The sequence below is a fragment of the Prosthecodimorpha hirschii genome, from assembly GCF_001305515.1.
Lineage (GTDB): Bacteria > Pseudomonadota > Alphaproteobacteria > Rhizobiales > Ancalomicrobiaceae > Prosthecodimorpha > Prosthecodimorpha hirschii.
On record NZ_LJYW01000001.1, the window covers coordinates 4,010,846 to 4,036,286 of the forward strand.

Annotated in this window: 22 protein-coding genes; 10 read left to right on the plus strand and 12 right to left on the minus strand. The window is 69.7% G+C overall.

Annotated elements, in window-relative coordinates; translation table 11 throughout:
• Positions 1 to 85: 85 nt before the first annotated feature.
• From ABB55_RS17630 to nirJ, 3 genes are read right to left on the minus strand one after another with little or no spacing between them, the layout of a single operon-like run.
• Positions 86 to 436, minus strand: a complete 351-nt coding sequence (locus ABB55_RS17630) for a hypothetical protein (RefSeq protein ID WP_054359968.1) — start codon at positions 434 to 436, stop codon at positions 86 to 88.
• 32 nt (positions 437 to 468) lie between these two features.
• The gene (locus ABB55_RS17635) at positions 469 to 2,073 is read right to left on the minus strand and encodes a nitrite reductase (RefSeq protein ID WP_054359969.1); all 1,605 of its coding nucleotides are present in this window, start codon (positions 2,071 to 2,073) and stop codon (positions 469 to 471) included.
• Complete coding sequence (nirJ, locus tag ABB55_RS17640; protein WP_054359970.1) at positions 2,048 to 3,259, minus strand: heme d1 biosynthesis radical SAM protein NirJ; 1,212 nt, start codon at positions 3,257 to 3,259, stop codon at positions 2,048 to 2,050. Before nirJ ends, ABB55_RS17635 begins: the two co-directional genes overlap by 26 nt.
• Positions 3,260 to 3,444: 185 nt before the next feature.
• Between nirJ and ABB55_RS17645 the strand changes: the two genes are divergently transcribed.
• The 7 genes from ABB55_RS17645 to ahbB (ABB55_RS17675) all read left to right on the plus strand — a co-directional run bounded on the left by ABB55_RS17645 (position 3,445) and on the right by ahbB (ABB55_RS17675) (position 9,668).
• The gene (locus tag ABB55_RS17645) at positions 3,445 to 5,211 is read left to right on the plus strand and encodes a nitrite reductase (RefSeq protein ID WP_083463710.1); all 1,767 of its coding nucleotides are present in this window, start codon (positions 3,445 to 3,447) and stop codon (positions 5,209 to 5,211) included.
• A gap of 168 nt (positions 5,212 to 5,379) precedes the next feature.
• A complete protein-coding gene (cobA, locus tag ABB55_RS17650) occupies positions 5,380 to 6,159 on the plus strand; it encodes a uroporphyrinogen-III C-methyltransferase (protein WP_054359971.1) in 780 nt (259 codons plus the stop codon).
• A complete protein-coding gene (locus ABB55_RS17655; protein ID WP_083463711.1) occupies positions 6,125 to 6,505 on the plus strand; it encodes a c-type cytochrome in 381 nt (126 codons plus the stop codon). The genes cobA and ABB55_RS17655 overlap by 35 nt, the downstream gene beginning before the upstream one ends.
• Positions 6,502 to 7,716 carry a cytochrome D1 domain-containing protein gene (locus ABB55_RS17660; RefSeq protein ID WP_054359972.1) on the plus strand — a complete coding sequence of 405 codons (1,215 nt, stop codon included), beginning with the start codon at positions 6,502 to 6,504 and terminating at the stop codon, positions 7,714 to 7,716. The genes ABB55_RS17655 and ABB55_RS17660 overlap by 4 nt, the downstream gene beginning before the upstream one ends.
• A gap of 1 nt (position 7,717) precedes the next feature.
• A complete protein-coding gene (gene ahbB, locus ABB55_RS17665; protein ID WP_054359973.1) occupies positions 7,718 to 8,740 on the plus strand; it encodes a siroheme decarboxylase subunit beta in 1,023 nt (340 codons plus the stop codon).
• On the plus strand, positions 8,737 to 9,192 hold the full coding sequence (locus tag ABB55_RS17670; protein ID WP_054359974.1) for an Lrp/AsnC family transcriptional regulator: 456 nt from the start codon (positions 8,737 to 8,739) through the stop codon (positions 9,190 to 9,192). The genes ahbB (ABB55_RS17665) and ABB55_RS17670 overlap by 4 nt, the downstream gene beginning before the upstream one ends.
• Positions 9,189 to 9,668: a siroheme decarboxylase subunit beta gene (gene ahbB / locus ABB55_RS17675; protein WP_244472067.1), complete on the plus strand. Its 480-nt coding sequence runs from the start codon at positions 9,189 to 9,191 to the stop codon at positions 9,666 to 9,668. Before ABB55_RS17670 ends, ahbB (ABB55_RS17675) begins: the two co-directional genes overlap by 4 nt.
• Positions 9,669 to 9,746: 78 nt before the next feature.
• Here the strand turns inward: ahbB (ABB55_RS17675) and ABB55_RS17680 are convergent, their stop codons facing one another.
• From ABB55_RS17680 to hmgA, 7 genes are all read right to left on the minus strand, one after another.
• Positions 9,747 to 10,289 carry a VOC family protein gene (locus ABB55_RS17680; RefSeq protein WP_054359975.1) on the minus strand — a complete coding sequence of 181 codons (543 nt, stop codon included), beginning with the start codon at positions 10,287 to 10,289 and terminating at the stop codon, positions 9,747 to 9,749.
• Positions 10,290 to 10,309: 20 nt separating this feature from the next.
• Entirely contained in the window at positions 10,310 to 10,510 is a 201-nt protein-coding gene (locus ABB55_RS17685) for a DUF2783 domain-containing protein (protein ID WP_054359976.1), read from the minus strand.
• Positions 10,510 to 12,123 (minus strand): FAD-dependent oxidoreductase, encoded by a 1,614-nt coding sequence (locus ABB55_RS17690; RefSeq protein WP_054359977.1) that lies wholly within the window; start codon positions 12,121 to 12,123, stop codon positions 10,510 to 10,512. The genes ABB55_RS17685 and ABB55_RS17690 overlap by 1 nt, the downstream gene beginning before the upstream one ends.
• 131 nt (positions 12,124 to 12,254) lie before the next feature.
• Positions 12,255 to 13,208, minus strand: coding sequence for an MBL fold metallo-hydrolase (locus ABB55_RS17695; protein WP_054359978.1), 954 nt, complete (start codon positions 13,206 to 13,208; stop codon positions 12,255 to 12,257).
• 6 nt (positions 13,209 to 13,214) lie between these two features.
• Positions 13,215 to 13,859: a maleylacetoacetate isomerase gene (gene maiA / locus ABB55_RS17700; protein WP_054359979.1), complete on the minus strand. Its 645-nt coding sequence runs from the start codon at positions 13,857 to 13,859 to the stop codon at positions 13,215 to 13,217.
• Complete coding sequence (locus tag ABB55_RS17705; protein ID WP_054359980.1) at positions 13,852 to 14,895, minus strand: fumarylacetoacetate hydrolase family protein; 1,044 nt, start codon at positions 14,893 to 14,895, stop codon at positions 13,852 to 13,854. Before ABB55_RS17705 ends, maiA begins: the two co-directional genes overlap by 8 nt.
• 4 nt (positions 14,896 to 14,899) lie before the next feature.
• A complete protein-coding gene (gene hmgA / locus ABB55_RS17710) occupies positions 14,900 to 16,234 on the minus strand; it encodes a homogentisate 1,2-dioxygenase (protein ID WP_054359981.1) in 1,335 nt (444 codons plus the stop codon).
• Between the two features lie 210 nt (positions 16,235 to 16,444).
• Here hmgA and ABB55_RS17715 point away from each other — a divergent pair, with 210 nt between their 5' ends.
• From ABB55_RS17715 to ABB55_RS17725, 3 genes are all read left to right on the plus strand, one after another.
• A complete protein-coding gene (locus ABB55_RS17715; RefSeq protein ID WP_244472068.1) occupies positions 16,445 to 17,011 on the plus strand; it encodes a MarR family winged helix-turn-helix transcriptional regulator in 567 nt (188 codons plus the stop codon).
• Between the two features lie 333 nt (positions 17,012 to 17,344).
• Positions 17,345 to 21,295 (plus strand): YncE family protein, encoded by a 3,951-nt coding sequence (locus ABB55_RS17720; RefSeq protein WP_152982087.1) that lies wholly within the window; start codon positions 17,345 to 17,347, stop codon positions 21,293 to 21,295.
• 197 nt (positions 21,296 to 21,492) lie between these two features.
• Positions 21,493 to 22,527 (plus strand): hypothetical protein, encoded by a 1,035-nt coding sequence (locus ABB55_RS17725; protein ID WP_054359983.1) that lies wholly within the window; start codon positions 21,493 to 21,495, stop codon positions 22,525 to 22,527.
• 90 nt (positions 22,528 to 22,617) lie between these two features.
• Here the strand turns inward: ABB55_RS17725 and ABB55_RS17730 are convergent, their stop codons facing one another.
• Positions 22,618 to 24,558: a nitric oxide reductase activation protein NorD gene (locus ABB55_RS17730; RefSeq protein WP_054359984.1), complete on the minus strand. Its 1,941-nt coding sequence runs from the start codon at positions 24,556 to 24,558 to the stop codon at positions 22,618 to 22,620.
• A 24-nt stretch (positions 24,559 to 24,582) separates the two neighbouring features.
• Complete coding sequence (locus ABB55_RS17735; RefSeq protein WP_083463712.1) at positions 24,583 to 25,437, minus strand: CbbQ/NirQ/NorQ/GpvN family protein; 855 nt, start codon at positions 25,435 to 25,437, stop codon at positions 24,583 to 24,585.
• Positions 25,438 to 25,441: the final 4 nt, after the last annotated feature.

The following is a 25,441-nucleotide window of genomic DNA, read 5'->3' on the forward strand; positions in this document are numbered from 1 at the left end:
CCATCGCCGATTGCGTCGCGCGCGATCCGGGCTTTGCGCTCGTGCTGTTGCGGCTGCAGCAACGCAATCTCGAACTGCTGGTCGATCAGGTCGAGCAGATGAAGCTGAAGACGGCGGCCCAGCGCGTCGGCCAGGGCCCGGGCGGGCTCGCGGGCGCGGCCCGCTGTCCCGCCACGATCAGGGGCAGGATCACCTGCTCGGTGCGGTCGAACTGCTCGATCACCTCGTTGAAGAGGTCGCCGACCACCAGGGACAGGCCGAGCGGGCATTCCGGCAGGTCGCCGTGATGGGTCTCGACCCGTTCCGCCAGGGCCAGCAGTTCCGGGAACAGGGCGCGGATCGGCGTGTGGTAGTGCTCGACCAGATGACGGGCGAGGGCTGCGGGATCGTGAGCCAGCGGCGCGGCGGATTCGGGCAGTGCGGGGGCGACGGGCATGCGACGCGGGCTCCTGGACCCATGGCGGGAACTCAATGGCTGGTTCCCTCGGAGAAGCGGATCTTGTTGAAGACGTTGTACTTCCCGACCGGCTTGCGCATCGGCAGCCTGGTGCGTTCCTCGAGCGTCGCCGCATCGTAGACGACCAGCGCGCCGTCGGCGTCCCAGACCGAAACCAGGGCGTGACGGCCGCTTCGATCGAATTCGGTATGGGCGGCGATCTTGCCGGGCGCGGGTTTCAGGACGCGAACCACCTCCAGCGTGCGCTTGTCGATGATCTGCATGCCGTCCGAGGCCTTGCTCATCATGGCGTCGGCCCAGATATAGGGCGTGTCCTCATGGCTGCGCAGGAAGAAGCCGGGACCCGCCGTCTCGATCGTCTTGACGACCGACCAGTCGGCGGTATCGATGATCGAGATCCGCCCCTCGCTCAGATGCGGCGCCGCGATCACCCGGCGCTCCTGCCAGGTGAAGCCGATGCCGGCGCCGAGATGCGGCATGCCGGGCATCGGCACGGTCGCGACGGTCCGGCCGACATTCAGGTTGACGACCAGGGCGCGGCCGCCGTCGCGCGCCGCGCCGAGCAGGTGGCGATAGCCACGGTCGAAGAAGAAGTCGTCGACCGGCTCCTCGACGGCGATCCGGCGCAATGCGAACAGGCCCGCCGAGGCGGGCAGGGCCTCGGCCATGCCCTTCTCGTAATTGTGCACCAGCCCGGTGAAGACCGGTGCGGCGGCCGGATCGGTGGCGATCTCCCAGATCTCGGGCACGTCCTTCAGGGCGGCGATGAAGCTGTTGCGGTCGGGCGCCTGATAGACGGCCGAGACCCGCGACGGCGCCTTGCGGGCGTCGCCGGCCTCGAAGATGCGGACCGGCTCCAGCGTCTCCGCCGACAGCAGGACCAGCGTGCCGGGCAGGTAGTTGGCGGCGGCGATCCAGCGGCCATCGGCCGATAGCGCGATGTTGCGCATGTTGATGCCGGCGCGCACCTCGGCGACCGTGGTCAGGGTCCACAGATCGTATTTGCTGATCCAGCCGTCGCGCGAACCGAAGAAGACGAAGCGGCCGTCCGGGGTGAATTTCGGGCCGCCGTGCAGCGCGTAGCGCGACGGGAAGCGGGCAAGCGTCGTGAAGCGGTCGCCGTCCAGGATCGAGACGTGGTGGTCGCCGGCCTCGACGACGACGAAGAGATTGAGCGGATCGGCGTCGAAGACCGGCTCCGTCGCCGCCGGCGCCGGATGGAGGATCCGGCTGGCCCGGATGTCGGCTTCCGTCCAGGCCGGCGTCACGGCCGGCGGCTTGCCGACGAAGGCCGCGAGTGCGGCGATCTCGCCCTTGTCCAGGCTGTCGGCGAAGGCCGGCATCTGGGTCGCGGCGCGCCCGTTGGCTATGGTGCGGGCGATGTCGGCGGGCTTGAGGCGGCCGAGCGAGACCGGCAGCAGCGCCGGACCCTGGCCGCCGAGGCGCGTTTCGCCATGGCAGGCGGCGCAGTGGGTGGCGTAGAGCGCGGCGGCGTCCGGCATGGGGCCGTCCGATGCCCCGGTGGCCGGTTCGGCGGCGCCGGCCACGGCCGTGGCGAGCGCGAGCCAGAGGGTGGCGGCGGCCGCCCGCTCAGGCGATGAGCGAAGGCGCTTCATGGCGCTGTCCCCGATAGGGCGTGACGGTGACGCGGTCGTGGGCGGCGTCGAGGCCGATCTCGCGGTCGTCCAGATAGCAGGCCGGATCCTCGGCGAAGGGGTCGCCGGTCAGCCGCCAGGCGCGCACCCGGGTATTGCCGCCGCAGAGATGGAAGTGGCGGCATTGGCCGCAGCGCCCGGAAATCCGGCGCGGGCGCTGCTTCAGGCCGCGCATCAGCGGATCGGAGATGTCCGCCCAGATCGCCCCGAAGGGACGGTCCTTGACGTTGCCGAGGCTGTAGTCCCACCAGAAGGTGTCCGGGTGGACCTGGCCGAGATTGTCGATATTGGCGACGCCGACGCCCGACGCATTGCCGCCCCAGGCGGCCAGCCGCGCTTCCAGACGGTCGGCCCGCTCGGGCATCCGCTCGCGCGCCCACATCAGCAGCAGCACGCCGTCGGCATCGTTGTTGCCGGTGACATATTCGCGGTCGGCACCGGCCTGGACATCCGCCCAGGCGGTCTCGATCAGTGTCGTCACGGCGGCGCGGGTGGCGCGGTGGGCGGCGTCCTCGGCACGGTTCTTGTTGCCGCGCCCGGCATAGACGAGATGCGACAGATAGAACTTGGTGCAGGCTTCCGCCTTCATCAGGTCGAGCAGGTCCGGGAAGCTGGCCGCATTGTCGGCCGTCATGGTGTAGCGCAGCCCGACGCGGACGCCATGGTCGGAGAGGTGCCGGATGCCGGCGAGGGAGGCCGCGAAGGCGCCTTCCTGTCCGCGGAAGCGGTCGTGCACCGCGCCGATCCCGTCCAGGCTGACGCCGACATAGTCGAAGCCGGCGGCGGCGATCCGTCCGGCCGCGGCGGCATCGATCAGAGCGCCGTTGGAGGAGAGCGACATGGCGAAGCCCATGTCCTTGCCGTGCCGGGCGATCTCGAACAGGTCCGGCCGCATCAGCGGCTCGCCGCCGGACAGGATGATCGCCGGCACGCCGGCGGCCTTCAGGTCGGCCATCACGGCCTTGACCTCGGCGGTGGTCATCTCGCCGGGGAAATGGACGTCGCCCGAGACCGAATAGCAGTGCCGGCAGAGCAGGTTGCAGCGGCGGATCAGGTTCCAGATCACGACCGGGCCGGTGGCGGGTCGCGGCGGACCGAGGGGGCCGGGCCGGTGCAGGTCGCGCAGGAAATGGGTCAGGCGAAACATCGCGAAGTCTCCGATCATCGCGACGGAGACTAGCGGCCGGCGACGACGCGCGACTTGACGAATGAGAAGCGCCGGGCGCCCGGCGCCGTACCCCCGTGGCTTTCCGGACCCTTATCAAACGTCAAGGCGACCGGCCGGTGCCGAGCGGACCTTCCGCCCGTTCTCGACGACAAGAGGGTCGCGACATGCCACGCCATATCGACCGGTCCAGGGCCCGCCTCATCGGCAGTGCCGCCATGCTGATCGGACTTGCCTTCGCCCAAACGGCCATCGCCGCGGAAGCCGCGCCCGATGCCAAGAAGCACGATTCCTCGCCGGCCGGCCAATACCAGCCGAGCCTGCAGGGCATCGATGCCGCCTCGCTCGCCCAGCCCGGCACCCGCCCCGGCGATCCGGTCCTGACCAAGGAGGAATTCACCCGCGCCAACCAGATCTACTTCGAGCGCTGCGCCGGCTGCCACGGCGTGCTGCGCAAGGGCGCGACCGGCAAGCCGCTGACGACCGACATCACGCGCCAGAACGGCTACGACTATCTGCGCGACTTCATTACCTACGGCTCGCCGGCCGGCATGCCCAACTGGGGCACGTCGAACGAGCTGTCCAAGGCCGACATCGATCTGATGGCCCGCTACCTGCTGAACGAGCCGGCCCAGCCGCCGGAATTCGGCATGACCGAGATGAAGGCGACCTGGAAGGTCGTCCTCCCGGTCGACAAGCGGCCGACCAGGCAGATGAACAAGCTCGACCTCGACAACATCTTCTCGGTCACGCTGCGCGATACCGGCGAGGTCGCCCTGATCGACGGCGCGTCGAAGCAGATCGTGACCCGGATCAAGACCGGCTACGCGGTCCACATCTCGCGCATTTCCGCCTCCGGGCGCTACCTGTTCGTGATCGGCCGCGACGCCAAGATCAACCTGATCGACCTCTGGCTGGAGACCCCCGCCACGGTTGCCGAACTCAAGGTCGGCAACGAGGCACGGTCGGTGGAAACCTCGAAATACAAGGGTTTCGAAGACAAGTATGCGATCGCGGGGTCCTATTGGCCGCCGCAATACGTGATCATGGACGGCGCCACGCTCGAGCCGCTGAAGATCGTCTCGACCCGCGGCATGGTCTACGACGAGCAGACCTATCATCCCGAGCCGCGCGTCGCCTCGATCGTGGCTTCGCATTTCAAGCCGGAATTCCTGGTCAACATCAAGGAGACCGGCAAGATCAGGCTGGTCGACTATTCCGACATCAAGAACCTGCGCGAGACCGAGATCGAAGCCGAACGCTTCCTGCATGACGGCGGCTTCGATTCGACCAAGCGCTACTTCATCGTCGCCGCCAATGCCCGCAACAAGGTCGCGGTCGTCGACATGAAGGAATCCAAGCTGGTCAAGGTGATCGAGACCAAGGGCGACAAGCCGCATCCGGGCCGCGGCGCCAATTTCGTCCACCCGAAATTCGGCCCGGTCTGGGCGACCAGCCATCTCGGCGACGAGACCGTGTCGCTGATCGGCACCGATCCGGAGAAGCACCCGAAGGAGGCCTGGACGGTGGTCCAGACGCTGGCCGGGCAGGGCGGCGGGTCGCTGTTCATCAAGACCCACCCGAAATCGCACTATCTCTATGTCGACACGACGCTCAATCCCGAGCCCGAGATCTCCTCCTCGGTGGCGGTGTTCGACATCGACCAGCTCGGGCAGGACAAGCCCAAATACAAGGTCCTGCCGATCGGCGAATGGTCCGGCATCAAGGAAGGGCAGCGCCGCGTCGTGCAGGGCGAGTTCAACAAGGACGGCACCGAGGTCTGGTTCTCGGTCTGGAACGGCAAGGCGCAGGAATCGGCCATCGTGGTGGTCGACGACAAGACGCTGACCCTCAAGAAGGTGATCAAGGACAAGAACATGATCACCCCGACGGGCAAGTTCAACGTCCTCAACACCCGCGACGACATCTACTGACCCGCCGGCTTGCGATCGGTCTCCTCCCGCGTGGCGGAACGCGCGGGGGGAGAGCCGGTCCCCCGAACCCGACCGGCGCTGCCGCCCCGTCGCGCCGGACCTGCCCGGCCGGAGCCTTGTGCGCCGGCCGGGCCCTATTCCCCGCAAGGTCGAACGGGAGACGACCTCATGCCCTCCACCGGAACAGTCCATCTGGTCGGCGCCGGACCCGGCGATCCCGACCTTCTGACCCTGAAGGCCCTGCGCCTGATCGCCCATGCCGACGTGATCGTGCACGACCGGCTGGTCTCCGACGCGGTCCTGAGCCTCGCCAATCCGCGCGCCGTGCTGATCGATGTCGGCAAGCGGCCGAAGCGCCACACCCTGCCGCAGGAGGCGATCAACCGGCTCCTGATCGAACAGGCCCGCGCCGGGCGGATGGTGGTCCGCCTCAAGGGCGGCGACCCCTTCGTGTTCGGCCGCGGCGGCGAGGAGGCCATGGATCTGGCCGCAGCCGGCATCGCCTGCGAGGTGGTGCCCGGCATCACCGCGGCGCAGGGCGCGGCCGCGAGCCTGGGCGTGCCGCTGACCCACCGTGGCGTCGCCGAGCACGTCACCTATCTGACCGGCCATTGCCGTGCCGACACGCCGCTCGATTTCGACTTCGCCAAGCTGGCCGACCCGAACGGCACCCTCGTCGTATATATGGGCCTGGCCACCATCGGCGAGATGGCCGCGCGCCTGATCGACAACGGTCTCGACGCCGAAACGCCGGTTCTGGTGGTCGAACGGGCGACCACGTCCGGCGAGCGCCACCATCTGAGCGCGCTCGGCCGCGTCGCCGCCGAGACGCAGGCGCTCGGTTTCGAGGGTCCGACCCTGTTCGTGATCGGACGGGTCGCGGGCCTCTCCCTGGTGCAGGGGAGGCTCGGCGATGCCGCTGCCGCCTTCGCCGTCGCGGCGCAGTAGAGCGGCGACGGTCCCGGCTGCGGCGTCGGCGGTCTTCCTGGCCATCCTCGCCCTCGGACCCGTTCTGCCGCGCGCCGCCGAACAGCGGGCCGCCGCCGTCGGCATGGCCCGGCCGCTGGAGGATCTGGTCCGCCAGGATTGCGGCTCCTGCCATGGCCTGACGCTGAAGGGCGGGCTCGGTCCGCCGCTGCTGCCGGCCGCGCTCGACGGCAAGCCCGCCGAGGCCCTCGCCGAGGTCATCCTCGACGGCATTCCCGGAACCCCCATGCCGCCCTGGCGCGGCCTCCTCGACGACGGGGAGGCGCGCCGCATCGCCGCCATGCTCAAGAAGGGCCTCGCCCCATGACCGCTCCTGCCGCATCCCGCCGCGCCCTCCTCGCCGGCCTCGCCGGTGCTCTCGCGGCCCCGGCCGTCCCCGGTATCGTCCGGGCCGGCGAAGCGCCGGTCCTGCGTGGCACCGGCGATCTCGGCCTCGTCGTCGAACGGGCCGACGGCGCCGTGCTGCTGGTCGAGACCACCGGCCGCAGCCGGATCGCCCGCATCGACGGGCTCGGCGATCTGTCCCATGCCTCGGTCTGCTTCTCGCGCGACGAACGCTACGCCTATCTGTTCGGGCGCGACGGCGGCCTGACCAAGATCGACCTGCTCGCCGCCCGCATCGACCGGCGCATCGTCCAGGCCGGCAATGCGATCGGCGGGGCGATCTCGGACGACGGCACGCTGGTGGCGGTCTCCAACTACGAGCCGGGCGGCGTGCGCGTCTTCGACGCCGCAACGCTGGCGCCGGTCGCCGACATTCCCGCGGTCGACAGCCGCGGCAACCGCTCCAAGACGGTCGGGCTGGTTGACATCCCGTTCCGCGGCTTCGCCTGGTCGCTCTATGAGGGCGGCGAGATCTGGGTCGCGGATTTCTGGAACCGCGGCAACAGCCCCAAGCTCACCCGCATCTTCGATATCGGCCGGCTGCCCTATGACGGCGTCGTCACCGCGGACGGCCGGCACTATGTCGCCGGCCTGTTCGGCGAGGATGCGCTGATCCGGGTCGATCTTTGGGCCGACAGCCTGAAGCCCGAGCGGGTGCTGGCCGGCTACGGCAAGGGCGAGGCGCCGCTGCCGGTCTACAAGATGCCGCATCTGGAGGGCTGGGCGGCGGTCGGCGACCGCCTGCTTCTGCCGGCGGTCGGCCGCCACGAGGTCCTGGTGGTCGATCGCGAGCGCTTCGCGCCGGTCGCCGCCATCCCGGTGCACGGCCAGCCGGTCTTCATCGTCGCGCGGCCCGACGGCCGACAGGCCTGGGTCAACTTCGCCCATCCGCTCAACGATACCGTCCAGGTGATCGACATCCCCTCGCTCCAGGTGGTGCACGGCTTCACGCCCGGCCCCGCCGTGCTGCATCTCGAATTCACCCCGCGCGGTCACGAGGTCTGGATCTCGGTGCGCGATGCCGACCGGGTCGACATCCATGAGACGCGCAGCTTCGGCAAGATCGGCGAACTGGCCGCACGCAAGCCGTCCGGCATCTTCTTCACCCCGCGCGCGCATCGGATCGGGGTCTAGCATGCACGCGCCGCTGCTGACGCCGGTTGAGGCGCGCCTCATCGACTGCTGGCAGCGCGACTTCCCGCTGGTCGCCGAACCCTGGCCGGAGGTCGCCGCCGCCGCGGGCACCAGTCCGGCGGCCGCCCGGGCGGCGGTCGCCAATCTGATCGAGACCGGCCTCGCCGCACGGCTCGGCGCCGTCGTCCGCCCCAATACGGCCGGTGCCAGCACCCTGGCGGCGCTGGTCTGCGCGCCGGCCGAGGTGTCGGACCTCGGCCCGCTGGTCTCCGCCGAACCGGGCGTCAACCACAATTACGAGCGCGAACATGCGCGCCTGCCGCTGTGGTTCGTGGTCGCCGGCGCCGACGAACCGGCGGTCGCCGCCACGCTCGAGCGCATCGGGACTACAACCGGGCGTCCGGTTCTGGCCCTGCCGCTGGAACGGGAATACCGCATCGATCTCGGCTTCGCGCTCGGCGCGGCCAGCCTCGCCGCGGCGGGCCCGCATCGCGCCGGCTCCCAACCGCCCGCGGCACCGGTCGCGACCGCCACGGTCTCGGCCGACGACCGCGCGCTTCTGGCCGCCATCGAAGACGGGCTGCCGCTGGTCGAACGGCCCTACCGGACGGTTGCCGAACGGCTCGGCCTCGACGAGACGGCGGTGCTCGCGCGTCTCACCGCGATGGTGGCGGGCGGGGCGATCAAGCGCTTCGGCATCATCGTGCGGCATCGCCCGCTCGGCTGGCGCGCCAACGCGATGGTGGTGTTCGATGCCCCCGCGGACGCCATCGACGATCTGGCCGGCCTCTTTCTCGACGAGCCGGCCGTGACGCTGCTGTACCGGCGCCGGCCGGCGCCGCCGCTCTGGCCCTACCGGCTCTATGCGATGATCCACGGCCGCGATCGCGGCGCGGTCGAGGGCGTGATCGGGCGCTTGGTGGCGCGCGCCGGCCGTCCGCTCGGCCACGAGATCCTGTTCTCCAGCCGCTGCTTCAAGCAGACCGGCGCCCGCTTCTCGCGCCTGCCGGAGCCCGTATTGTGACCGCGACGCCCGACGCCTTAGACCGGCGCCTGATCAACGCCCTGCAGGGCGGCTTTCCGATCGTCCCGCGACCCTTCGCGGCGGTGGCCGACGCCCTCGGGCTGGACGAGGACGAGGTGATCGGCCGCATCGCCCATCTGGTCGAGGTCGGCATCCTGTCGCGCTTCGGGCCGATGCTGGATGCCGAGCGGCTCGGCGGCGCCGTCTGCCTCTGCGCGCTCGCGGTGCCGGCGGAGCGGTTCGAAGCGGTCGCCGCAATCCTCGCCGACCTTCCGGCGGTCGCCCACAATTACGAGCGCCGGCATGCGCTCAATATGTGGTTCGTGCTGGCGACCGAGACGCCGGCTGGCATCGAAGCCGCTGCCCGCGCCGTCGAGGCGGCGACCGGTCTGACGGTGGCGCGGTTCCCGAAGGAACGGGAATATTTCATCGGCATGAGGGTCGAGGCATGATGCCGGACGACACGGATCGCAGGCTGCTCGCAGCCGTCCAGGCCGGCCTGCCGCTGGTGCGCGAGCCCTATCGGGCGGTGGCGGAGCGTCTCGGTCTCGACGCGGCCGACGTGATGGCGCGGCTCGAACGGCTGCTGGCCTCCGGGGCGGTCCGCCGCATCGGCGCAGTGCCGAACCACTACCGGCTCGGCCTCATCCACAACGGCATGACCGTCTGGGACGTGGCCGATGCTGAGGTCGATCGGCTCGGCGCCGCCGTCGGGGCGCTCGACTTCGTCACCCACTGCTATCGCCGGCCGCGCGCCCTGCCGCTCTGGCCCTACAATCTCTTCGCCATGGTGCATGGCCGCACGGCCGACGAGATCGACGACAAGCGTGCCGCCATCGCGCGCCTCATCGGCGACGCATGCCGCGCCTCCGACATGCTGCCGTCGACCCGCATCCTCAAGAAGACCGGCCTGCGGATCGGCGCGTGACGGCGCGAGACCCACCCGGGCGACGGCCTCGCCTGCGACGGCCCGGCCCCTGGCGACGGGACCCGGCCGGGCGCGAGGTCACGCCTTTTCGAATTCGCGCTTGTGCAGCCACTCGGCATGCTTCGGCGCCCGCTTGGTGCGCGACCATTCCTCCAGCATGTCCCATTTCACCGTGTCGAGCTTCGCCAGCATGGCGTCCTCTTCCGGATCCGGGCAGGCCAGTTCGATCCTGTGACCGTTCGGATCGAAGAAATAGATCGAGTGGAAGATCGAGTGGTCGGTGACGCCGAGCACCGGGATGCCGTTCTTCTCCAGCCGCTCCTTGTAGGCGAGCAGCGTCTCGCGGTCCTTGACCTTGAAGGCGATGTGCTGGACCCAGACCGGCGTGTTCGGATCGCGGCCCATCTCGGGCTTGGTCGGCAGTTCGAAGAAGGCGAGCACGTTACCGTTGCCGGCATCCAGGAAGACATGCATGTAGGGATCGGGCTCGTGCGTCGAGGGCACCCGGTCCTCCGCGATGGCGAGCACGAAATCCATGCCGAGATTGTCGACATACCAGTTGACCGTCTCCTTGGCGTCCTTGCACCGATAGGCGACGTGGTGGATCTGTTCGATCTTCATGGCCGTTTCCCCTTGGTTCTTCAGTTGCGACCGGCGTTCTTGGCCGCCACGATCGCCTGCGCGAGCGCCGTGCGGTCGCCGACATGGTTGGCGAGGATCAGGATCAGGCGGGCGTTGAGGGCGTCGCTCTCCGCCTTGGTCAGGCCCTGATGGGCGGCGATCAGGTCGGCGTAGAAATCGTCCGCGCCGGCGATGTTGGGTGTCGTGACGAGGTCGGCCATCATGCCCTCCCGGTGGCCTTGGCGACGGCGGCCAGCACTTCGCCTTCGTCGTAGCGCTCCCAGCGCGCGGCGACATGCTGGTCCGGCCGGATCAGATAGACGGCGGACCGGGCCGCGCCGAGCCAGCGTTCGGCCAGCAGGCCGTCGTCTGCCGCCGTCGACAGCGCCAGCCGCGTCACCGGGATGCCGTCGGCATCGAGCCTGTCGGGTGCGTCGGCATCGACGGTCAGGAGCTGGAACCCGCCGCCGAGCCGGTCGATCAGCCAGCCGCCCGGGATCGGGGCATCGACGGCCGGGGCGCCGGGCCGGGTGCGCGCCGGCATGGCGGGATGGTCGGGGCCGTTCAGGGGCGAGCCGTCATAGGTGCAGGGCACCGACAGGCGGCCGGAATTGACCATCGGCCGGAAGGCCGGGAAATGTTCGGAGAGATCCAGCACCGCGTCGCGGAACAGCCGGCTCGCCTCCGATTTCGGCGTGATGAAATCGGTCGAGCGGGTCGAGTTGAGGATGTTCTCGTCGGCGCCGTGGATGCGCTCGGCGTCGTAGCTGTCGAGCAGGCTGTCGGGCGCCCGGCCGGATAGGACCAGGGCGAGCTTCCAGGCCAGGTTGTCGGTATCCTGCAGCCCCGAATTGGCGCCGCGCGCGCCGAAGGGCGAGACCTGATGGGCCGCGTCGCCGGCGAAGATCACCCGGCCGTGCCGGAACTTCGGCATGCGCCGGCACTGGAAGGTGTAGATCGAGATCCATTCGATCTCGAATTTCGCGTCCTCGCCCAGGAAGGCCTTCAGTCGCGGGATGACCTTTTCGGGCTTGGCTTCCTCGCGCTTGTCGATGTCCCAGCCGAGCTGCAGGTCGATGCGCCAGACATGGTCGGGCTGCTTGTGCAGGAGTGCCGACTGGCCGGGATTGAACGGCGGGTCGAACCAGAAGCGGCGCTCGACGGGGAAATCCGGGCTGTCCTCCATGACCACGTCGGCGATCAGAAAATTGTCCTCGAAGATGCGGCCGACGAAGTCGAGCCCCAGCATGGTGCGGATCGGCGAGCCGGCGCCGTCGCAGGCGATCAGCCAGTCGCAGTCGAGCCGGTAGGGGCCGTCGGGCGTGTCGACGGTCAGTTGCACGCCGTCGTCCTGCCGCCGGATCACCACCACCTTGCTGCCGCCGCGCAGTTCGATCGGCCGCCCCTCGGCCTGCAGGGCGCGGACCCGGTCGACCAGAAATTTCTCGAAATGATATTGCTGCAGGTTGATGAAGGCCGGCCGCTTGTGCCCGCTCTCCGGCAGGAGGTCGAAGGCATAGACCTGCCGGTCGCGGAAGAAGACTTTGCCCTGGTTCCAGACCACGCCCTTGTCGACCATCGGATCGCCGCAGCCGAGCCGGTCGAGGATTTCGAGCGGCCGCTTGGCGAAGCAGATGGCGCGCGAGCCCCAGCTGACCTTGTCGTTCTCGTCGAGGACCACGACGGGCACGCCGTGCTGGACGAGGTCGATTGCCGCCGCGAGCCCGACCGGTCCGGCCCCGACCACCGCCACCGGCCGCCGGACCGGTCCCTTGGCGTCCTGGTCGGGCGACCGGGCATAGGGATAGAGCGGCGTCTCGAAGATCCTGGACATCCTGGTCACCCTCCCGGGTTTCGCGTCGCTCCGGCTTGTCGCGCCGGTTCCGATCGTCCTGGCGCGGCTCTCCTCCGCAACTCAAGCCGGCAGCCGATCCAGCGCTTCGAAGTTATGATCTTCCCATCGTCTCACCCCTGCAGGGCCGCCCACATGGCGCGGTCGCGGTCGGCGGTCCAGATGCGCGGATGGTCGAGGCCGAGCGCCTCGTCATAGGCGCGGGCGACGTTGAAGGGCAGGCAGTGCTCGTAGATGGCGTAGCTTGAAAATTTCGGGTCGCACACCGCCCGGCAGGCGGCCATCGCCTCCTTCAGCGTGCCGCCGCCGAGCGCGACCTCGGCGACCGGCCGGTAGGTCGAGGTGACGAAATCGCGCGTCAGCGCCAGTGCCTCCTGCACCTTGGCCTCGCCGATCAGCGCGTCGCCGCGGCCGGGCGAGAGCGCGCGCGGTCGATAGGCCGCGATGGCGTCGAGGGTCGCCGGCCAGTCGCCGAAATGACCGTCGCCGCAATAGCAGGCGGAGTGGTATTCGACGATGTCGCCGGAGAACATCACGCCCTGGTCGGGGACCCAGGCGACGATGTCGCCGGCCGTGTGGGCGCGGCCGAGCCAGACCAGATCGACCCGGCGCCGGCCGAGATGCAGCGTCATCCGGCGCTCGAAGGTTAGGGTCGGCCAGGTCAGGCCGGGGATCGACTCATGCCCCCGGAACAGGCGCGGGAAGCGGCCGAACTCGGAGTCCCAGTCCTCCTGGCCGCGCTCCTGGATCATCGCCCGGCAGGTCTCAGAGGCGATGATCTCGGAGGCGCCGTAGGCCGAGGCGCCGAGCACGCGCACGGCGTGGTAGTGCGACAGCACGACATATTTGATCGGCTTGTCGGTGACCGTGCGGATCTGCTCGATCACCTTGCCGGCCATGGCGGGCGTCGCCTGGGCGTCGACCACCATGACGCTGTCGTCGCCGATGATGACGCCGGTATTCGGATCGCCCTCGGCCGTGAAGGCGTAGAGATCCCGGCCGATCTCGGTGAAGGAGGTCTTCTTCTCGCTCATGTCGCCCGTGGAGGCGAAGGCCTTGGCTGTCATGGGATCCTACTCGGCGTCGGCTTGGGCTTCGGGGGCGGCGGCCGCGAAGGCCGGATGCGCGCGGGCGGCTTCGTCCACGGCGCGGATCAGCGGATAGGGCGTCAGGTCGAGCTCGAAGCGGCGGGCGTTATAGACCTGCGGCACGAGGCAGATGTCGGCGAGGCTCGGCGCGTCGCCGACCGCGTAGCGCCCGGCCGAATGCGCGAGACGCGCCTCGATCGCCGCAAAGCCGATCCCGATCCAGTGCCGGTTCCAGGCGGCGCGCGCCGGCGCGCCCGCACCCCAGTCGGCGGTCAGCTTGTCGAGGACGCGCAGATTGCCGAGCGGGTGGATGTCGCAGGCGACCGTCAGGGCGATCTCGCGCGCCACCGCCCGGTCGCGCGGGGCGGCCGGCAGGATCGGCGGCTCCGGCCAGGTCTCGTCCAGATACTCGATGATGGCGAGCGACTGGGCGAGCGAGAAGCCCTCCTCCTGCCAGACCGGCACCAGCCCGGACGGGTTGAGGCCGAGATGGTCGGCCCCGCGCTGTTCGCCCTTGCGCAGATGCACGGCGGCGTGGCGCGGGGTCAGGCCCTTCAGGTTGACGGCGATGCGCACCCGGTAGGCCGCCGAGGAGCGCCAGTAGCCGACCAGCAGCGGCGCGTCAGCCATTGCCGGCCCCGGAGTCGCCGCCGTCCGTCATCGGCGAAACGGTCTGCTCGATCGCCCCGAAGATCGAATGACCCTTGGCGTCCTTCATCGAAATGCGGACCGTATCGCCGTAGCGCAGGAACGGGGTCGACGGCTTGCCGGTGCGGATCGTCTCCACCGTGCGGATCTCTGCGATGCAGGAATAGCCGACGCCGCCCTCGGCGACCGGCCGGCCGGGGCTGCCGTCCGGATCGCGGTTGGAGACCGTGCCGGAGCCAACGATCGTGCCGGCGGCGAGCGGCCGGCTCTTGGCCGCATGGGCGACGAGGGCCGGGAAGTCGAAGGTCATGTCGACACCGGCATCGGCCTTGCCGAAGGGTTGGCCGTTGACGGTGACGAGCAGCGGCAGGCTGACCTTGCCGCCGTCCCAGGCCGGGCCGAGTTCGTCGGGCGTCACGGCGACCGGCGAGAAGGCGCTCGACGGCTTGGCGTGCAGGAAGCCGAAGCCCTTGGCGAGTTCCGGCATCACCAAGTTGCGCAGCGACACGTCGTTGACCAGCATGATCAGCCGGATCGCAGCCGCGGCCTCGTCCCGGGTCGCGCCGAGCGGCACGTCGTCGACGATCACGGCGATCTCGCCTTCCAGGTCGATGCCCCAATCCTCGGTCGGCATGCGGATCGGGGCACGCGGGGCGAGGAAGCTGTCGGAGCCGCCCTGGTACATCAGCGGGTCGGTCCAGAAGCTTTCCGGCATGGCGACGCCGCGCGATTTCCGCACCAGCTCGACATGGTTCACATAGGCCGAGCCGTCCAGCCACTGGTAGGCGCGCGGCAGCGGCGAGAGCGCGTCGTGCTCGTGGAAACGCTCGCTCGGCAGGGCGCCGAGTTCCAGGTCGTGGGCGAGATCAGCGAGCCGGGGCCCGACATGGGTCCAGTCGTCGAGCGCGGCCTGCAGCGTCGCGGCGATCGGCCGGGCCGAGACGCAGCGGGTCAGGTCGCGCGAGACGACGACCAGCATGCCGTCGCGGGTGCGGTCCTTGAGGGTTGCGAGTTTCATGAGATCACTCCCCGGCCCGGGCGCCCGGCGCCGGCCATTCCGGCCGTGCCGGATCGAAATTGCGGTCGAGCCCGTTCCAGCACTCCGGATAGTCGTCCTGGAGGCCGGGCAGCCGGGCGGCGAACTCGGTCAGCTGCTGCGGGAAGCGCGTCTCGAACATGAAGGCCATCGTGCCCGTGAGCTTGACCGGCTTCAATTCGGAGAAACTCGCCTTGTCGAAGGCTGGCTTGTCCGGGCCGTGCGGCAGCATGCAATTGTGCAGGCTCATGCCGCCGGGCACGAAGCCGGTCTCCTTGGCGTCGTACTGGCCGTAGATCAGCCCCATGAACTCGCTCATGATGTTCATGTGGTACCAGGGCGGGCGGAAGGAATGTTCCGCCACCATCCAGCGCTCGGGGAAGATGACGAAGTCGATATTGGCCGTGCCGGCCTCGCCGGAGGGCGCGGTCAGGACGGTGAAGATCGACGGATCGGGATGGTCGAACAGCAGCGCGCCGACCGGCGAGAAGGTCCGCAGGTCGTATTTGTACGGCGTGTAGTTGCCGTGCCAGGCGACCACGTCCAGCGGCGAATGGCCGATCTCGCAGGTGTTGAAGCTGCCGCACCATTTGACCGTCAGCCGACAGGCCGTCTCCTTCTCCTCGAAGGCGGCCACGGGCGTCTTGAAGTCGCGCGGGTTGGCGAGGCAGTTGGCGCCGATCGGGCCGCGCTCGGGCAGCGTGAACTTGGCGCCGTAGTTTTCGCAGACATAGCCGCGCACCGGCCCGTCGACCAGTTCGACCTTGAACTTCATGCCGCGCGGGATGACGGCGATCTCGCCCGGACCGACCTTGATCCGGCCGAGTTCGGTGAAGAAGAGCAGTTCGCCCGACTGCGGCACGACCATCAGTTCGCCGTCGGCATTGTAGAAATAGTCGTCGACCATGGAGGCCGTGACCAGCATGACATGGGCCGCCATGCCGACCTGGGTATAGACGTCGCCGGCCGTGGTCATGGTCCTGAGGCCGGTGACGAAGGTCAGCGCCTCGTTCGGCATCGGCACCGGATCCCAGCGCAGCGGTCCGAGCGGCAGGCCGTGATCGACGACATGCGGCGCGGTCTTCCAGAACGGCACCTCGACCCGGCGGAAGCGGCTGGTGTGCCGGACCGAGGGGCGGATGCGGTAGAGCCAGGACCGCTCGTTGGTGCCGCGCGGGGCCGTGAAGGGCGAGCCGGACAATTGTTCGGCATAGAGCCCGTAGGCGCAGCGCTGCGGGGAATTCTGGCCCTGCGGCAGGGCGCCGGGAGCCGCTTCGGTCTCGAAATCGTTGCCGAAGCCGGGCATGTAGCCAAGCGTCATCGTCGTGCCTCCTCTCACTCGCGTCCTCCGGCCTGCGCTTTTTGAGGGATCCGGCCGCCGTCATCGGCGGACCCCGCGCTTCGGCCCGATCGGGTCCGTTCGTCTCCCGATCCGGAATCGCCGGCACCGCCGGCGATGCTTGCAACCGGCGGAAACGCACAGCATACTCGCGCGAAGATCATATCATGTGAAATGAAACGGCTGTCAACCATGGCCGAACCGCCCGCCACCACCCTGCCCGCCACCATCCCGCCCGCAGACCGGCCGGTCGCCGCGCCGACGGAGGCGTCCGCCGGGATGGCGGCCCGCTCCGCCGGCTTCGATCTGGAGCGGTTCCTGCCCTATCGCCTGAATGTCCTGGCCAGCCGGGTCAGCCGCGATCTCGCGCGCCAGTACGAGCAGAAATTCGGCATCTCCATCCCCGAATGGCGGGTGCTGGCCCATCTGGCGCAGAATCGGGACGTCTCGGTGCGCGAGATCCACGAGCGCGTCGACATGGACAAGTCCAAGGTCAGCCGGGCCGCCGCGCGGCTCGAAAGCCTGGCCTTGATCGAGAAGCGGGAACATGCCGGCGACCGCCGTCTGGTCGATCTCCGGCTGACCGCCCGCGGCCTAGCGCTGTTCGCCGAGATCGCCCCGCTCGCCCTGGCCTTCGAGGCGGATCTGTTCGCCGCCCTGGACGCCGAGGAACGTCGCGTCTTCGAACGCGTCATGACCAAGCTGCTCGGCGAAGGGCCGGTCGTGCCGGCGCCCGGCGGGAGCGATGCCGGCGATTGAACTGGCCGACCGGCCCCATCGATCTCCGGCCGGCCGGCCTCCGATGGCGATCCCGGGCCGGTCGCAACGCGATGGCCCTCCGCGGAACTGCGGATGGGAGGTCCCCGATCGGGGCTTCTGCGAGATTACATAATATTCAAAAATTATCACATTCACGGAGGTCGGCATTCCGTCCGGGACGTCAGTACGGACGGCGCGCGTTATGGCCGGTCGAGAATGGCGCGCGTGGTGTCGGACGCATGACAAGAAGCCCGGCCGCAACAATGCGGCCGACAAGGACATGCCGCCTGCCCGACCCTGCGGGTACGCGGCGAACCGAGGAAATGACCCGCCATGCCTACGATCCGCGCCGAACAGGCACGAGCGGAGCGGCCGACGCGTCGCGCCCGCCTCAGATTGCTAGCCTTTGCCGTCGGCCTTGCCGTCCTTGCCGGTCCGGCCCTGGCGCAGGGCGGCGACACCACGCCGATGCGCCCCGGCGAAGCCTTCCTGACCCGGTTTTCCGGAACGGCGGCCGGTGCCGGCGGCCGTGCCATCATCGATCTCGACGGCACCGTCGGCAGCATCGTCGATCTGCGCAATCCGGGCTTTCCGGCGCAGGGACAGCACTGGATCGACGAGCCGCAGCGGCTGCCGGTCACCGCGCGCGATGTCGGGCAGGTCTATGGCGTCGCCCTGGACGACCAGTCGCCGCCCAACGTCTATCTGACGGCGACTGCCGCCTTCGGCCTGCACCGGACCGAGGACGGCCGCGACTGGCTGCCGGGCCAGTGGGGACCGGGCGCTGCCGGCCCTGGCGCGATCTGGAAGCTCGATGCCCGCCGCAACTATGCGCCGCAGTTGCTCGCGACCGTGACGCTCGACGGCCGGCCGAACAGCGCCGCCGCGCTCGGCAACATCACCTTCGACAAGGCGCATCGGCAATTGCTGGTTTCCGACCTGGAGACCGGCATGATCCACCGTCTGTCGCTCGACGGGCGCGACCTCGGCCGCTTCGATCATGGCGTCGAGGGCCGCGCGGCCTATTTCGACGTGCCCGCAGGCCGCAATGCCGCCCTGCCGCCCGTCGCCTTCGATCCCAACAGCCGCGCCCGCATCGACGATTGCGCCGAGGGCCGCTTCACCGAGACGCCCGCCTGCTGGAACATCGCCGATCCGCGCCGCCGCATCTGGGGGCTCGCCGTGCGCACCGACAGCACGCAGCGCGAGACCCGGCTCTACTATGCGGTCTGGAGCGGCCTTCCGCTCGGCACGCCCGGCTTCGCCGAGATCCCTGAGAGCGAGAAGACCGGCACGGTCTGGTCGGTCCGCCTCGGCCCGGACGGCGGCTTCGACCGCTCGAGCGTGCGGCGCGAACTGGAAGTGCCGGAATTCTTCGTCGGCCAGGACGATTTCCGCCGCGCCGGTCCGAGCTGGCCGGTCGCCGATATCGCCTTTCCGGACTGCATCGACCAGGGCATCATGATCCTGTCCGAGCGCGGCGGCCTGCGCAATCTCGGCCTCGACGCCGAGGAGCCCTTCGCCACGCCGCGGGAATCGCGCGTGCTGCGCTACGAGATGGGCGAGGACGGCGCCTGGAAGGCCGTCGGCCGCTACGATGTCGGCTTCTCCGAACGCAGGCCGCCGGCGGTGCAGCCCTTCCTGCGCGCCGGCGCGTCCGGGGCCGCCGCCTTCGGCTATGGCTATGACGAGAAGGGCGCGATCGACCCGACCCGTCCGAACCAGAGCCTGTGGATGGCCGGCGATCATCTCTGTTCGCCCGAGGGGCCCTGCTTCAATCCCGGCAGCGGCGCCTTCGACGACGACAGCCAGGTGCACGGCATTCAGGGCACGCCGGAACCGGCCTTCGCCGAACTGGCGCCGAACGGGGCCTTCCGGGTCTATCCGGTCAAGGGGCGGGTCTCCAATCCGGACGGCCCGGCCCAGTCCTACATGATCGACGCCGACGTGAATGTCGACGCCGACGGCAAGCCCAACCCGTCCGAACTCGCCCGCAACGACGCCACCATGATCGGCGACATCGCCATCTGGCAGCCCTGCGAGGGCCAGGCCGCCGCCGTGCCGCCGCCTCCGCCGCCGGCCGAGATCGTGCGCGGACCGGTCGATCTCTGGATCCGCAAGTCCGGCTTCGAGGAGTGCGATTTCGACGGCATCTGCAGCTTCACCGTCACCATCTCGGCGATCGGCGAGGGCACCTGGGTGGCGCCGATCTTCATCCGCGACTTCATCCCCGAGGGCGCCGAACTGGTGTCGTTCACCCCGGCGGATCCGTGGATGTGCGACGTGATCGACGCGCTCTTCTGCTTCCGTCCGACCGTGACGCTGCAGCCCGGCGAGGACATCGTGCTGCGCATCCGCATCCGCATGCCGGAAGCGATCCTGGTCAGGGCGCCGCTCGACCTGCAGAACTGCATCGCGCTGGAATGGCCCTTCGCCGATCCCGACGACGGCCCGGCGATCCAGCTCGCGACCCGCAACGTGCTGATCCTGATGGGCTATCTGCAGCGCACCGAGGTCGCGATCGAACCCGCCATCCAGCGTTTCGAGCGCGACATGCGGCTGCCGCAGACCGGCCGGATCGGGCCGCGCCTGACCGACGCGCTGTTCGGCGGCCTCGCCCGCATGATCGGCGACAATGATCCGCAGAACGATCTGGCCTGCGTGCCGTTCCGCGTTCCGCCGCGGCCGCCGGTCCTCGACGGCCATTCGCGCCGCGATACCCATCGCCGGTTCGGATCGATCGAGCACAGCCGGTGGCAGACGCATCGGCGCTGGGACAGCCCGGCCCACAATCCCTGGCAGAGCCATCTGCGCTGGGGGTCGGTGGTCCTGCCGCCGATCGACCTGCACAACCGTGCCGAAACCCATGCCCGCTGGGGCTCGGTCTGGCACAGCCGGGTCCGGACCCATCGCCGGGACGGTTCCTTCCCGCCCCAGCACGACCTGCGTCTGTCGCACGACCGGTTCGACTCGTTCCACTCGCTGGCCATGTCGCACTATCGCGGCAGTTCGATCCACAAGGTCGAGCGCTCGCACTACCGGTTCAGCTCGATCCACGGCAAGAAGGAGTCGCATGACCGCTGGGGCTCGCTGCACGATCGGCGCGAGACGCACCGTCGCGACGGCTCGATCCATGCCCGTTCGCTGTCCCACACCAAGGCGCAGTCGCTGCATGCGCTCGACCGGTCCCATGCCAAGGCCGGATCGACCCATGGACGGCGCGAGTCTCTGGCGGCGGGCGGCTTCGGCGATCAGCATCACACCCGCGCGCAGTCGCATTTCAAGGCGGCGTCTGCGGGTCACGATCCGTCCGGCAACCCGTTCCACGACAAGCGCGCCAGCCTCGGCTTCCTCGGCAAGGACAAGGACAAGGGGAAAGGCAAGGACAAGGACGGCCACGACGATCAGTCAGGTCAGGGCGGTCAGGGGCAATCCGGCCAGGGCGGCGACATCCGCCACAACCGGCTCCTGAGCCAGAGCCAGCGGACCGGCGACGACAAGGGGCCGAAGGGTCACACGGTGGTCCAGTCGCGCGGCGGATCGCAGCATTCGACCGCGGCCAGCGCGGCGGCGACCACCGGACCGACCATCGTCCACACCGTCGCGGCCAGCCGCGGCACGCCGTCCGGCCATTCCAAGGCGGCGAGCCGGGGCGGCGGCCACAGCACGGCCGAAAGCGCCGCGCTGACCGGCCCGGTCATCGTGCACTCCAAGGCGGCGAGCCGCGGCCCGATCGTCCACACCAAGGCCGCCAGCCGCGGTCCGGTGATCGACCCGGGGCATGACCACGGCCCTACCATCGTGCACTCGAAGTCCGCGAGCCGGGGCGGCTCGGGCGGTCATTCCAAGGCGGCCAGCCGCGGCGTGATCGGTCCGCAGCCCGGTGGTCACAGCCACGATGCCGGCCCGGTCCATTCGAAGAAGGCCAGCAAGGGCTCGTCCGGCGGGGGCAGCATCGGTCCGTCGCCCTTCGGCGGCGGTGGCGGCCATGCCAAGAAGGCCAGCAAGGGCTCCTTCGGCGGCAGCAGCGGCGGCGGTGCGGTGCCGTTCGGCGGCGGCGGGCATGCCAAGCAGGCGAGCAAGGGCTCGTTCGGCGGCGGCCACAGCCACACGGCGCCCTCCGGCTTCGGCGGCTTCTCCAAGCCGCAGAAGTCCGGCGGCGGCAGCTTCGGCGGCTTCGGCGGCTATTCCAAGCCGCAGAAGTCCGGTGGCGGTAGCTTCGGCGGCTTCGGCGGCGGAGGCGGCGGCCACAGCAAGCCCGCCAGCAAGGGCAAGCTGTTCTGAGCGATCCCGGTGCCGGACCGGTCACGATCCGGCGCCGTCCTCCTGCCATTCGAAACGTCCCCGGAGCCGGTCACGGCCCCGGGGCTTCGTTTCTCCCACCTGACCAAAGGGGCCCCGGACCGTCCGGGTGCGGGTCCCCGTTTCCAATCCGGCGTCCGGCCCGCACGGCGCCGACGCCCCCGCGATGGTTCCAGCCCATGTCGCTTTCCCGCCTGATCCGCACCGGGACCGCCGGTCTGCTCGCGCTTCAGCTTCACGTCGGTACGACCGCCGCCGCCGAGCCGCGTTCCGACTGGCCGAAGCTCCACACCAATCAGGAGATGATCGAGGATGCCTCGCGGGCGCCGTCGATCGATACCAAGGACCCGCTCGCGGTGCTCGGCTACGTGCTGAAGAGCCTGCCGGCGCGGGTCAAGGTCTATCCGACCGAGAACTACTATTACTTCTGGTTCTGGCACGACCACGTCAAATGGGCCGGAAACCTGCGGCTCGATCCTCAAGAGCGCGATCGCGGCCTGATCAACTTCGCCTATTTCGAGGACTACACGGAATGGGCGGCGGAGAGCAAAGTCAACCATCGCCTGCTCGGAGCCGATGACGGCGTCACGGTCGAGAAGTTGGCGCCGCTCGTCTATCGGGTGACCTTCCGGGGAACCGCGGTCGAATTCGCGCTCAACGATCTCTCCGAGACCCGTCCGCCGGAAGGCTTCCTGCGCCCGACCGAGGTCTATGTCGGGCCGGTGCTCGACGATTCCGGGCTGCCCTTCTATCTGGTCTGGAACAAGGACCAGAAGCTCTTCCACTATATCCTGAACGAACAGGCCCCCGCCGCCGAGGCCTGGCGGGCCTCCCGCGTCTCGCCCCGCATCCTGATCGGCAACCGGACCGGCTTCGCGCTCTATCGGGACCGCTACCGCGACCGCAAGATCCTGATCGGCATCTACGCCTCCAACGCCGCGGTGAACAACTACTACGACGGCCCGTTCGACCAGCTGCCGGACAACTTCATCAAGGATGACACGTTGCATGACGCCATCCTGGCGCTCGAGCCCGGCCTGAAGGGCAAGATCGACCGCTTCGGCAATTCGCCGGGCGGCAAGGAGCGCTTTCTGATCGGCCCCTACATGCAGTGGCGGACCGAGGAGGATCTCGCCGTCGTCAAGCGCTGCGCCGCCGATCCGAAGATCAAGGGCGAGCGCTGGTACGGCTGCTTCGTGATCGAGCGGCAGTAGCGCGCCGCCGTGCGAGGGGGCGTGTGAGGGGGCACGGGCCGATCCTTCGGGCCGATCCCTCGGATCGGTGTCGATCCTTCGGGTCGGCCGTCACCCGGCCATGTGCCGGTAGAGGAGCGGCAGGGCATCGATCAGCTTGCCCGGCCGGCCGACGACCGCGAAGGCATTGGCGCCGAAGATGCGCGGGAAATAGCTCCTCGCCTCCCGGTCGATGGTGATGCCGAACACCGCAATGCCCTTGGCGCGCGCCTCGTCGACCGCCTTGCGGGTATCCTCGATGCCGTAGCGGCCCTCATAGCGGTCGAGATCGTTGGGCTTGCCGTCGGTCAGCACGATCAGCAGCCGGCGGCGCTCGCCGCGTGCGGACAGTCCCGCCGTGGCATGGCGCAGCGCGGCGCCGAGGCGGGTATAGTGGCCCGGCTTCAGCCCGCCGATGCGCGCCCGAACGGCGGCCCCCAGCGTCTCGTCGAAATCCTTGATCCGGTCGACCCGCACCCGGTCGCGTCGCAGCGACGAGAAGGCAAGCAGCTGGTGCGCGTCGCCGACCGCCGTCAGCCCCTCCGTGAAGGCGACCAGCGCCTGCCGGGCGACCTCGATCACCGGCAATCCGTCCGCATAGGCCTCGGTCGAGCGCGATACGTCGACCAGCACCGTGACGGCGAGATCCCGGGCGGTGTTGCGGACGGATTCGTAGACGCGATCGGAACCCGCACCGGTCGCCTTGAGGTCGGCGAGCGAGCGCACCAGCGCGTCCATGTCGAGTTCCTGCCCGTCGAGCCGGCCTCTCAGCCGTTCGCGTCCGCCGGCCAGGGCCTCGAAGCGGCGGCGCACCGCCCGGATGCGCCGGGCGGTCGCGGCATCGATCGCCCAGCTGCCGTCGGCGGCCGCCGCGGCCGGTCCGGCGAGGACGCGGACATGGTCCGGCCGGTAGACGGCGCGCCGGCAATCCCATTCCGGATAGAGATGCGTGCCGGCGAGCCGCCCATGGGCGATGTCCTCCGGCGCCAGATCGAGGTCGAAGGCGAGCCGGGTCGACGCCTTCTTGCTGAGGCGCGCGAGGGCGAGATGGTCGTGATCCTCGGCCGCCTTGCGGGCGCTGTCCTCGTCGTCATCCTCCACGTCGCGGTGGATGTTCATGAACTCCGCCCAGGTCAGGATCTTCTCGAAGCGGTGGGCGACGAACGGGTCCGGCCGGTCGACCTGATCGTGCCGACGGCGCTTCGCCTGCTTGGCGGCGCCCTCGGGCGCCCGGCCGGTTCCGGGCGTCTCCTCAGGGTCGGAAGGGTCCGCGGGTCCGGGAGGCCGAAGGGCATCCGGCATGATCTCGCCCCAGAGGATGATCGGGAGAAAGGGGCGGTATCCGACGGGTGCTTTCAGATCCCCGAACCCGCGGTCGGGCGCGAAGACGCAGCCGACGATGGCGGTGTCGAGCGGCGGCGCGGTTCGGCCGAGGGCGTGGCTGATGGCGGTTTCGATCGCCATCTCGCAGGGTGGCAGGCGGCGCTCCGGACGCAGCGCCAGGGTCGCTGCGGCGAGGCGCCGGCCGATGGCGGCGAGGCCCGGAAAGCGCGCCTCGACGGCGGCCGTCACCGCGACGGCGTGGCGCAGCGCCAGGATGTCGTCGCGCAGCGGATCGGGGTCTCGACCCCGTTCGATCGCGGCCCCGGCGACCGCATAGCCGGCGAGCCACAGATAGGTCTGCCGGTTCAGCGCGCGGTCTGGGAACTGGGCGATGCGGGCCGGGAGCAGCAGCGCGTCGCCGGTCAGGCGCGCGCCGGCGAGACGCTCGTCGTCGCGGCCGAGCCGCTGGGCGAGCGTCAGCCGATGGTGCGAGGTGCGATCCTCGGCCGCCTTGATCTCGACCGCATGCGGCCCGCCGAGCCCGCGAAAGAGCGGACCGATCGCGCCCCTGACGGCCTCGAAGGCCACCGCTTCGGCCTCGAAGGCCGGCAGCGTCGCGCGGCCCGCGAAGAACCGATGCCAGAGCTTGCCGACCGTCTCTTCCGGCTCGAGCAGTGCGTGCCAGTCCATCGCGGTGCCTCTCCGATCCGTCCGTCAGCCGAAGACCGCGACGACCAGGTCGCGCAGGCCCTGCTTGACATCCTCGTCGTCGCTGAGCGGCTCGATCAGCGCCGCCTCGATCGCATCCTCCAGGCGGGCGCCATCGCGCACCAACATGGCGCAATAGACCAGCAGGCGCGTCGAGCAGCCCTCCTCGAGATCCTGGCCCTTGAGGGCGCGGAGCCGACCGCCGAGGGCGACCAGGCGGCGGCAGCGGTCGAGGTCGAGGCCGGATTCCGCGGCCACGATCTCGGCCTCCGCCGCGGGTGGCGGATAGTCGAAGGCGATCGACAGGAACCGCTGCCGGGTCGAGGGCTTGAGCGATTTCAAGAGGTTCTGGTAGCCCGGATTGTACGAGACGACGAGCATGAAGTCGTCCGGCGCGGCCAGCGTCTCGCCGGTCCGCTCCAGCGGGAGGAGGCGGCGGTCGTCGGTCAGCGGATGCAGCACGACGGTCACGTCCTTGCGCACCTCGACGATCTCGTCGAGATAGGCGATGCCGCCGCGGCGCACCGCGCGGGTCAGCGGTCCGTCGGTCCACACCGTCTCGCCACCCTTGAGCAGGAAGCGTCCGGTCAGATCGGCGGCGCTCAGATCGTCGTGGCAGGCGACGGTGTCGAGCGGCAGGCCCAGCCGGGCCGCCATATGGGCGACGAAGCGGGTCTTGCCGCAGCCGGTCGGCCCCTTCATGAGGAGCGGCAGCCGCAGCCGGAAGGCGCGTTCGAACAGCGCGCATTCCGTTCCGATCGGCCGGTAGTAGGGGATCGTCGGGGTCTCGCCCCCTGCGGGGTCCGTGGCGGCCCCCGCAGGGGCCGCCTTCGCGTTCTGGAACAGGAGGGGCGCGTTCATGGCG

Excerpts from the sequence above, each read along its gene's own strand:
- ABB55_RS17645 (WP_083463710.1), top strand. The coding sequence starts at position 3,445 with ATGCCACGCCATATCGACCGGTCCAGGGCCCGCCTCATCGGCAGTGCC.
- ABB55_RS17685 (WP_054359976.1), bottom strand. The coding sequence starts at position 10,510 with ATGGCCGACCTCGTCACGACACCCAACATCGCCGGCGCGGACGATTTC.
- ABB55_RS17690 (WP_054359977.1), bottom strand. The coding sequence starts at position 12,123 with ATGTCCAGGATCTTCGAGACGCCGCTCTATCCCTATGCCCGGTCGCCC.
- ABB55_RS17705 (WP_054359980.1), bottom strand. The coding sequence starts at position 14,895 with ATGAAACTCGCAACCCTCAAGGACCGCACCCGCGACGGCATGCTGGTC.
- ABB55_RS17680 (WP_054359975.1), bottom strand. The coding sequence starts at position 10,289 with ATGAAGATCGAACAGATCCACCACGTCGCCTATCGGTGCAAGGACGCC.
- ABB55_RS17720 (WP_152982087.1), top strand. The coding sequence starts at position 17,345 with ATGCCTACGATCCGCGCCGAACAGGCACGAGCGGAGCGGCCGACGCGT.
- ABB55_RS17725 (WP_054359983.1), top strand. The coding sequence starts at position 21,493 with ATGTCGCTTTCCCGCCTGATCCGCACCGGGACCGCCGGTCTGCTCGCG.
- cobA (WP_054359971.1), top strand. The coding sequence starts at position 5,380 with ATGCCCTCCACCGGAACAGTCCATCTGGTCGGCGCCGGACCCGGCGAT.
- ABB55_RS17635 (WP_054359969.1), bottom strand. The coding sequence starts at position 2,073 with ATGAAGCGCCTTCGCTCATCGCCTGAGCGGGCGGCCGCCGCCACCCTC.
- ABB55_RS17630 (WP_054359968.1), bottom strand. The coding sequence starts at position 436 with ATGCCCGTCGCCCCCGCACTGCCCGAATCCGCCGCGCCGCTGGCTCAC.
- ABB55_RS17660 (WP_054359972.1), top strand. The coding sequence starts at position 6,502 with ATGACCGCTCCTGCCGCATCCCGCCGCGCCCTCCTCGCCGGCCTCGCC.
- ABB55_RS17655 (WP_083463711.1), top strand. The coding sequence starts at position 6,125 with ATGCCGCTGCCGCCTTCGCCGTCGCGGCGCAGTAGAGCGGCGACGGTC.
- nirJ (WP_054359970.1), bottom strand. The coding sequence starts at position 3,259 with ATGTTTCGCCTGACCCATTTCCTGCGCGACCTGCACCGGCCCGGCCCC.
- ahbB (WP_054359973.1), top strand. The coding sequence starts at position 7,718 with ATGCACGCGCCGCTGCTGACGCCGGTTGAGGCGCGCCTCATCGACTGC.
- ahbB (WP_244472067.1), top strand. The coding sequence starts at position 9,189 with ATGATGCCGGACGACACGGATCGCAGGCTGCTCGCAGCCGTCCAGGCC.
- ABB55_RS17735 (WP_083463712.1), bottom strand. The coding sequence starts at position 25,437 with ATGAACGCGCCCCTCCTGTTCCAGAACGCGAAGGCGGCCCCTGCGGGG.
- maiA (WP_054359979.1), bottom strand. The coding sequence starts at position 13,859 with ATGGCTGACGCGCCGCTGCTGGTCGGCTACTGGCGCTCCTCGGCGGCC.
- ABB55_RS17715 (WP_244472068.1), top strand. The coding sequence starts at position 16,445 with ATGGCCGAACCGCCCGCCACCACCCTGCCCGCCACCATCCCGCCCGCA.
- ABB55_RS17695 (WP_054359978.1), bottom strand. The coding sequence starts at position 13,208 with ATGACAGCCAAGGCCTTCGCCTCCACGGGCGACATGAGCGAGAAGAAG.
- ABB55_RS17730 (WP_054359984.1), bottom strand. The coding sequence starts at position 24,558 with ATGGACTGGCACGCACTGCTCGAGCCGGAAGAGACGGTCGGCAAGCTC.
- hmgA (WP_054359981.1), bottom strand. The coding sequence starts at position 16,234 with ATGACGCTTGGCTACATGCCCGGCTTCGGCAACGATTTCGAGACCGAA.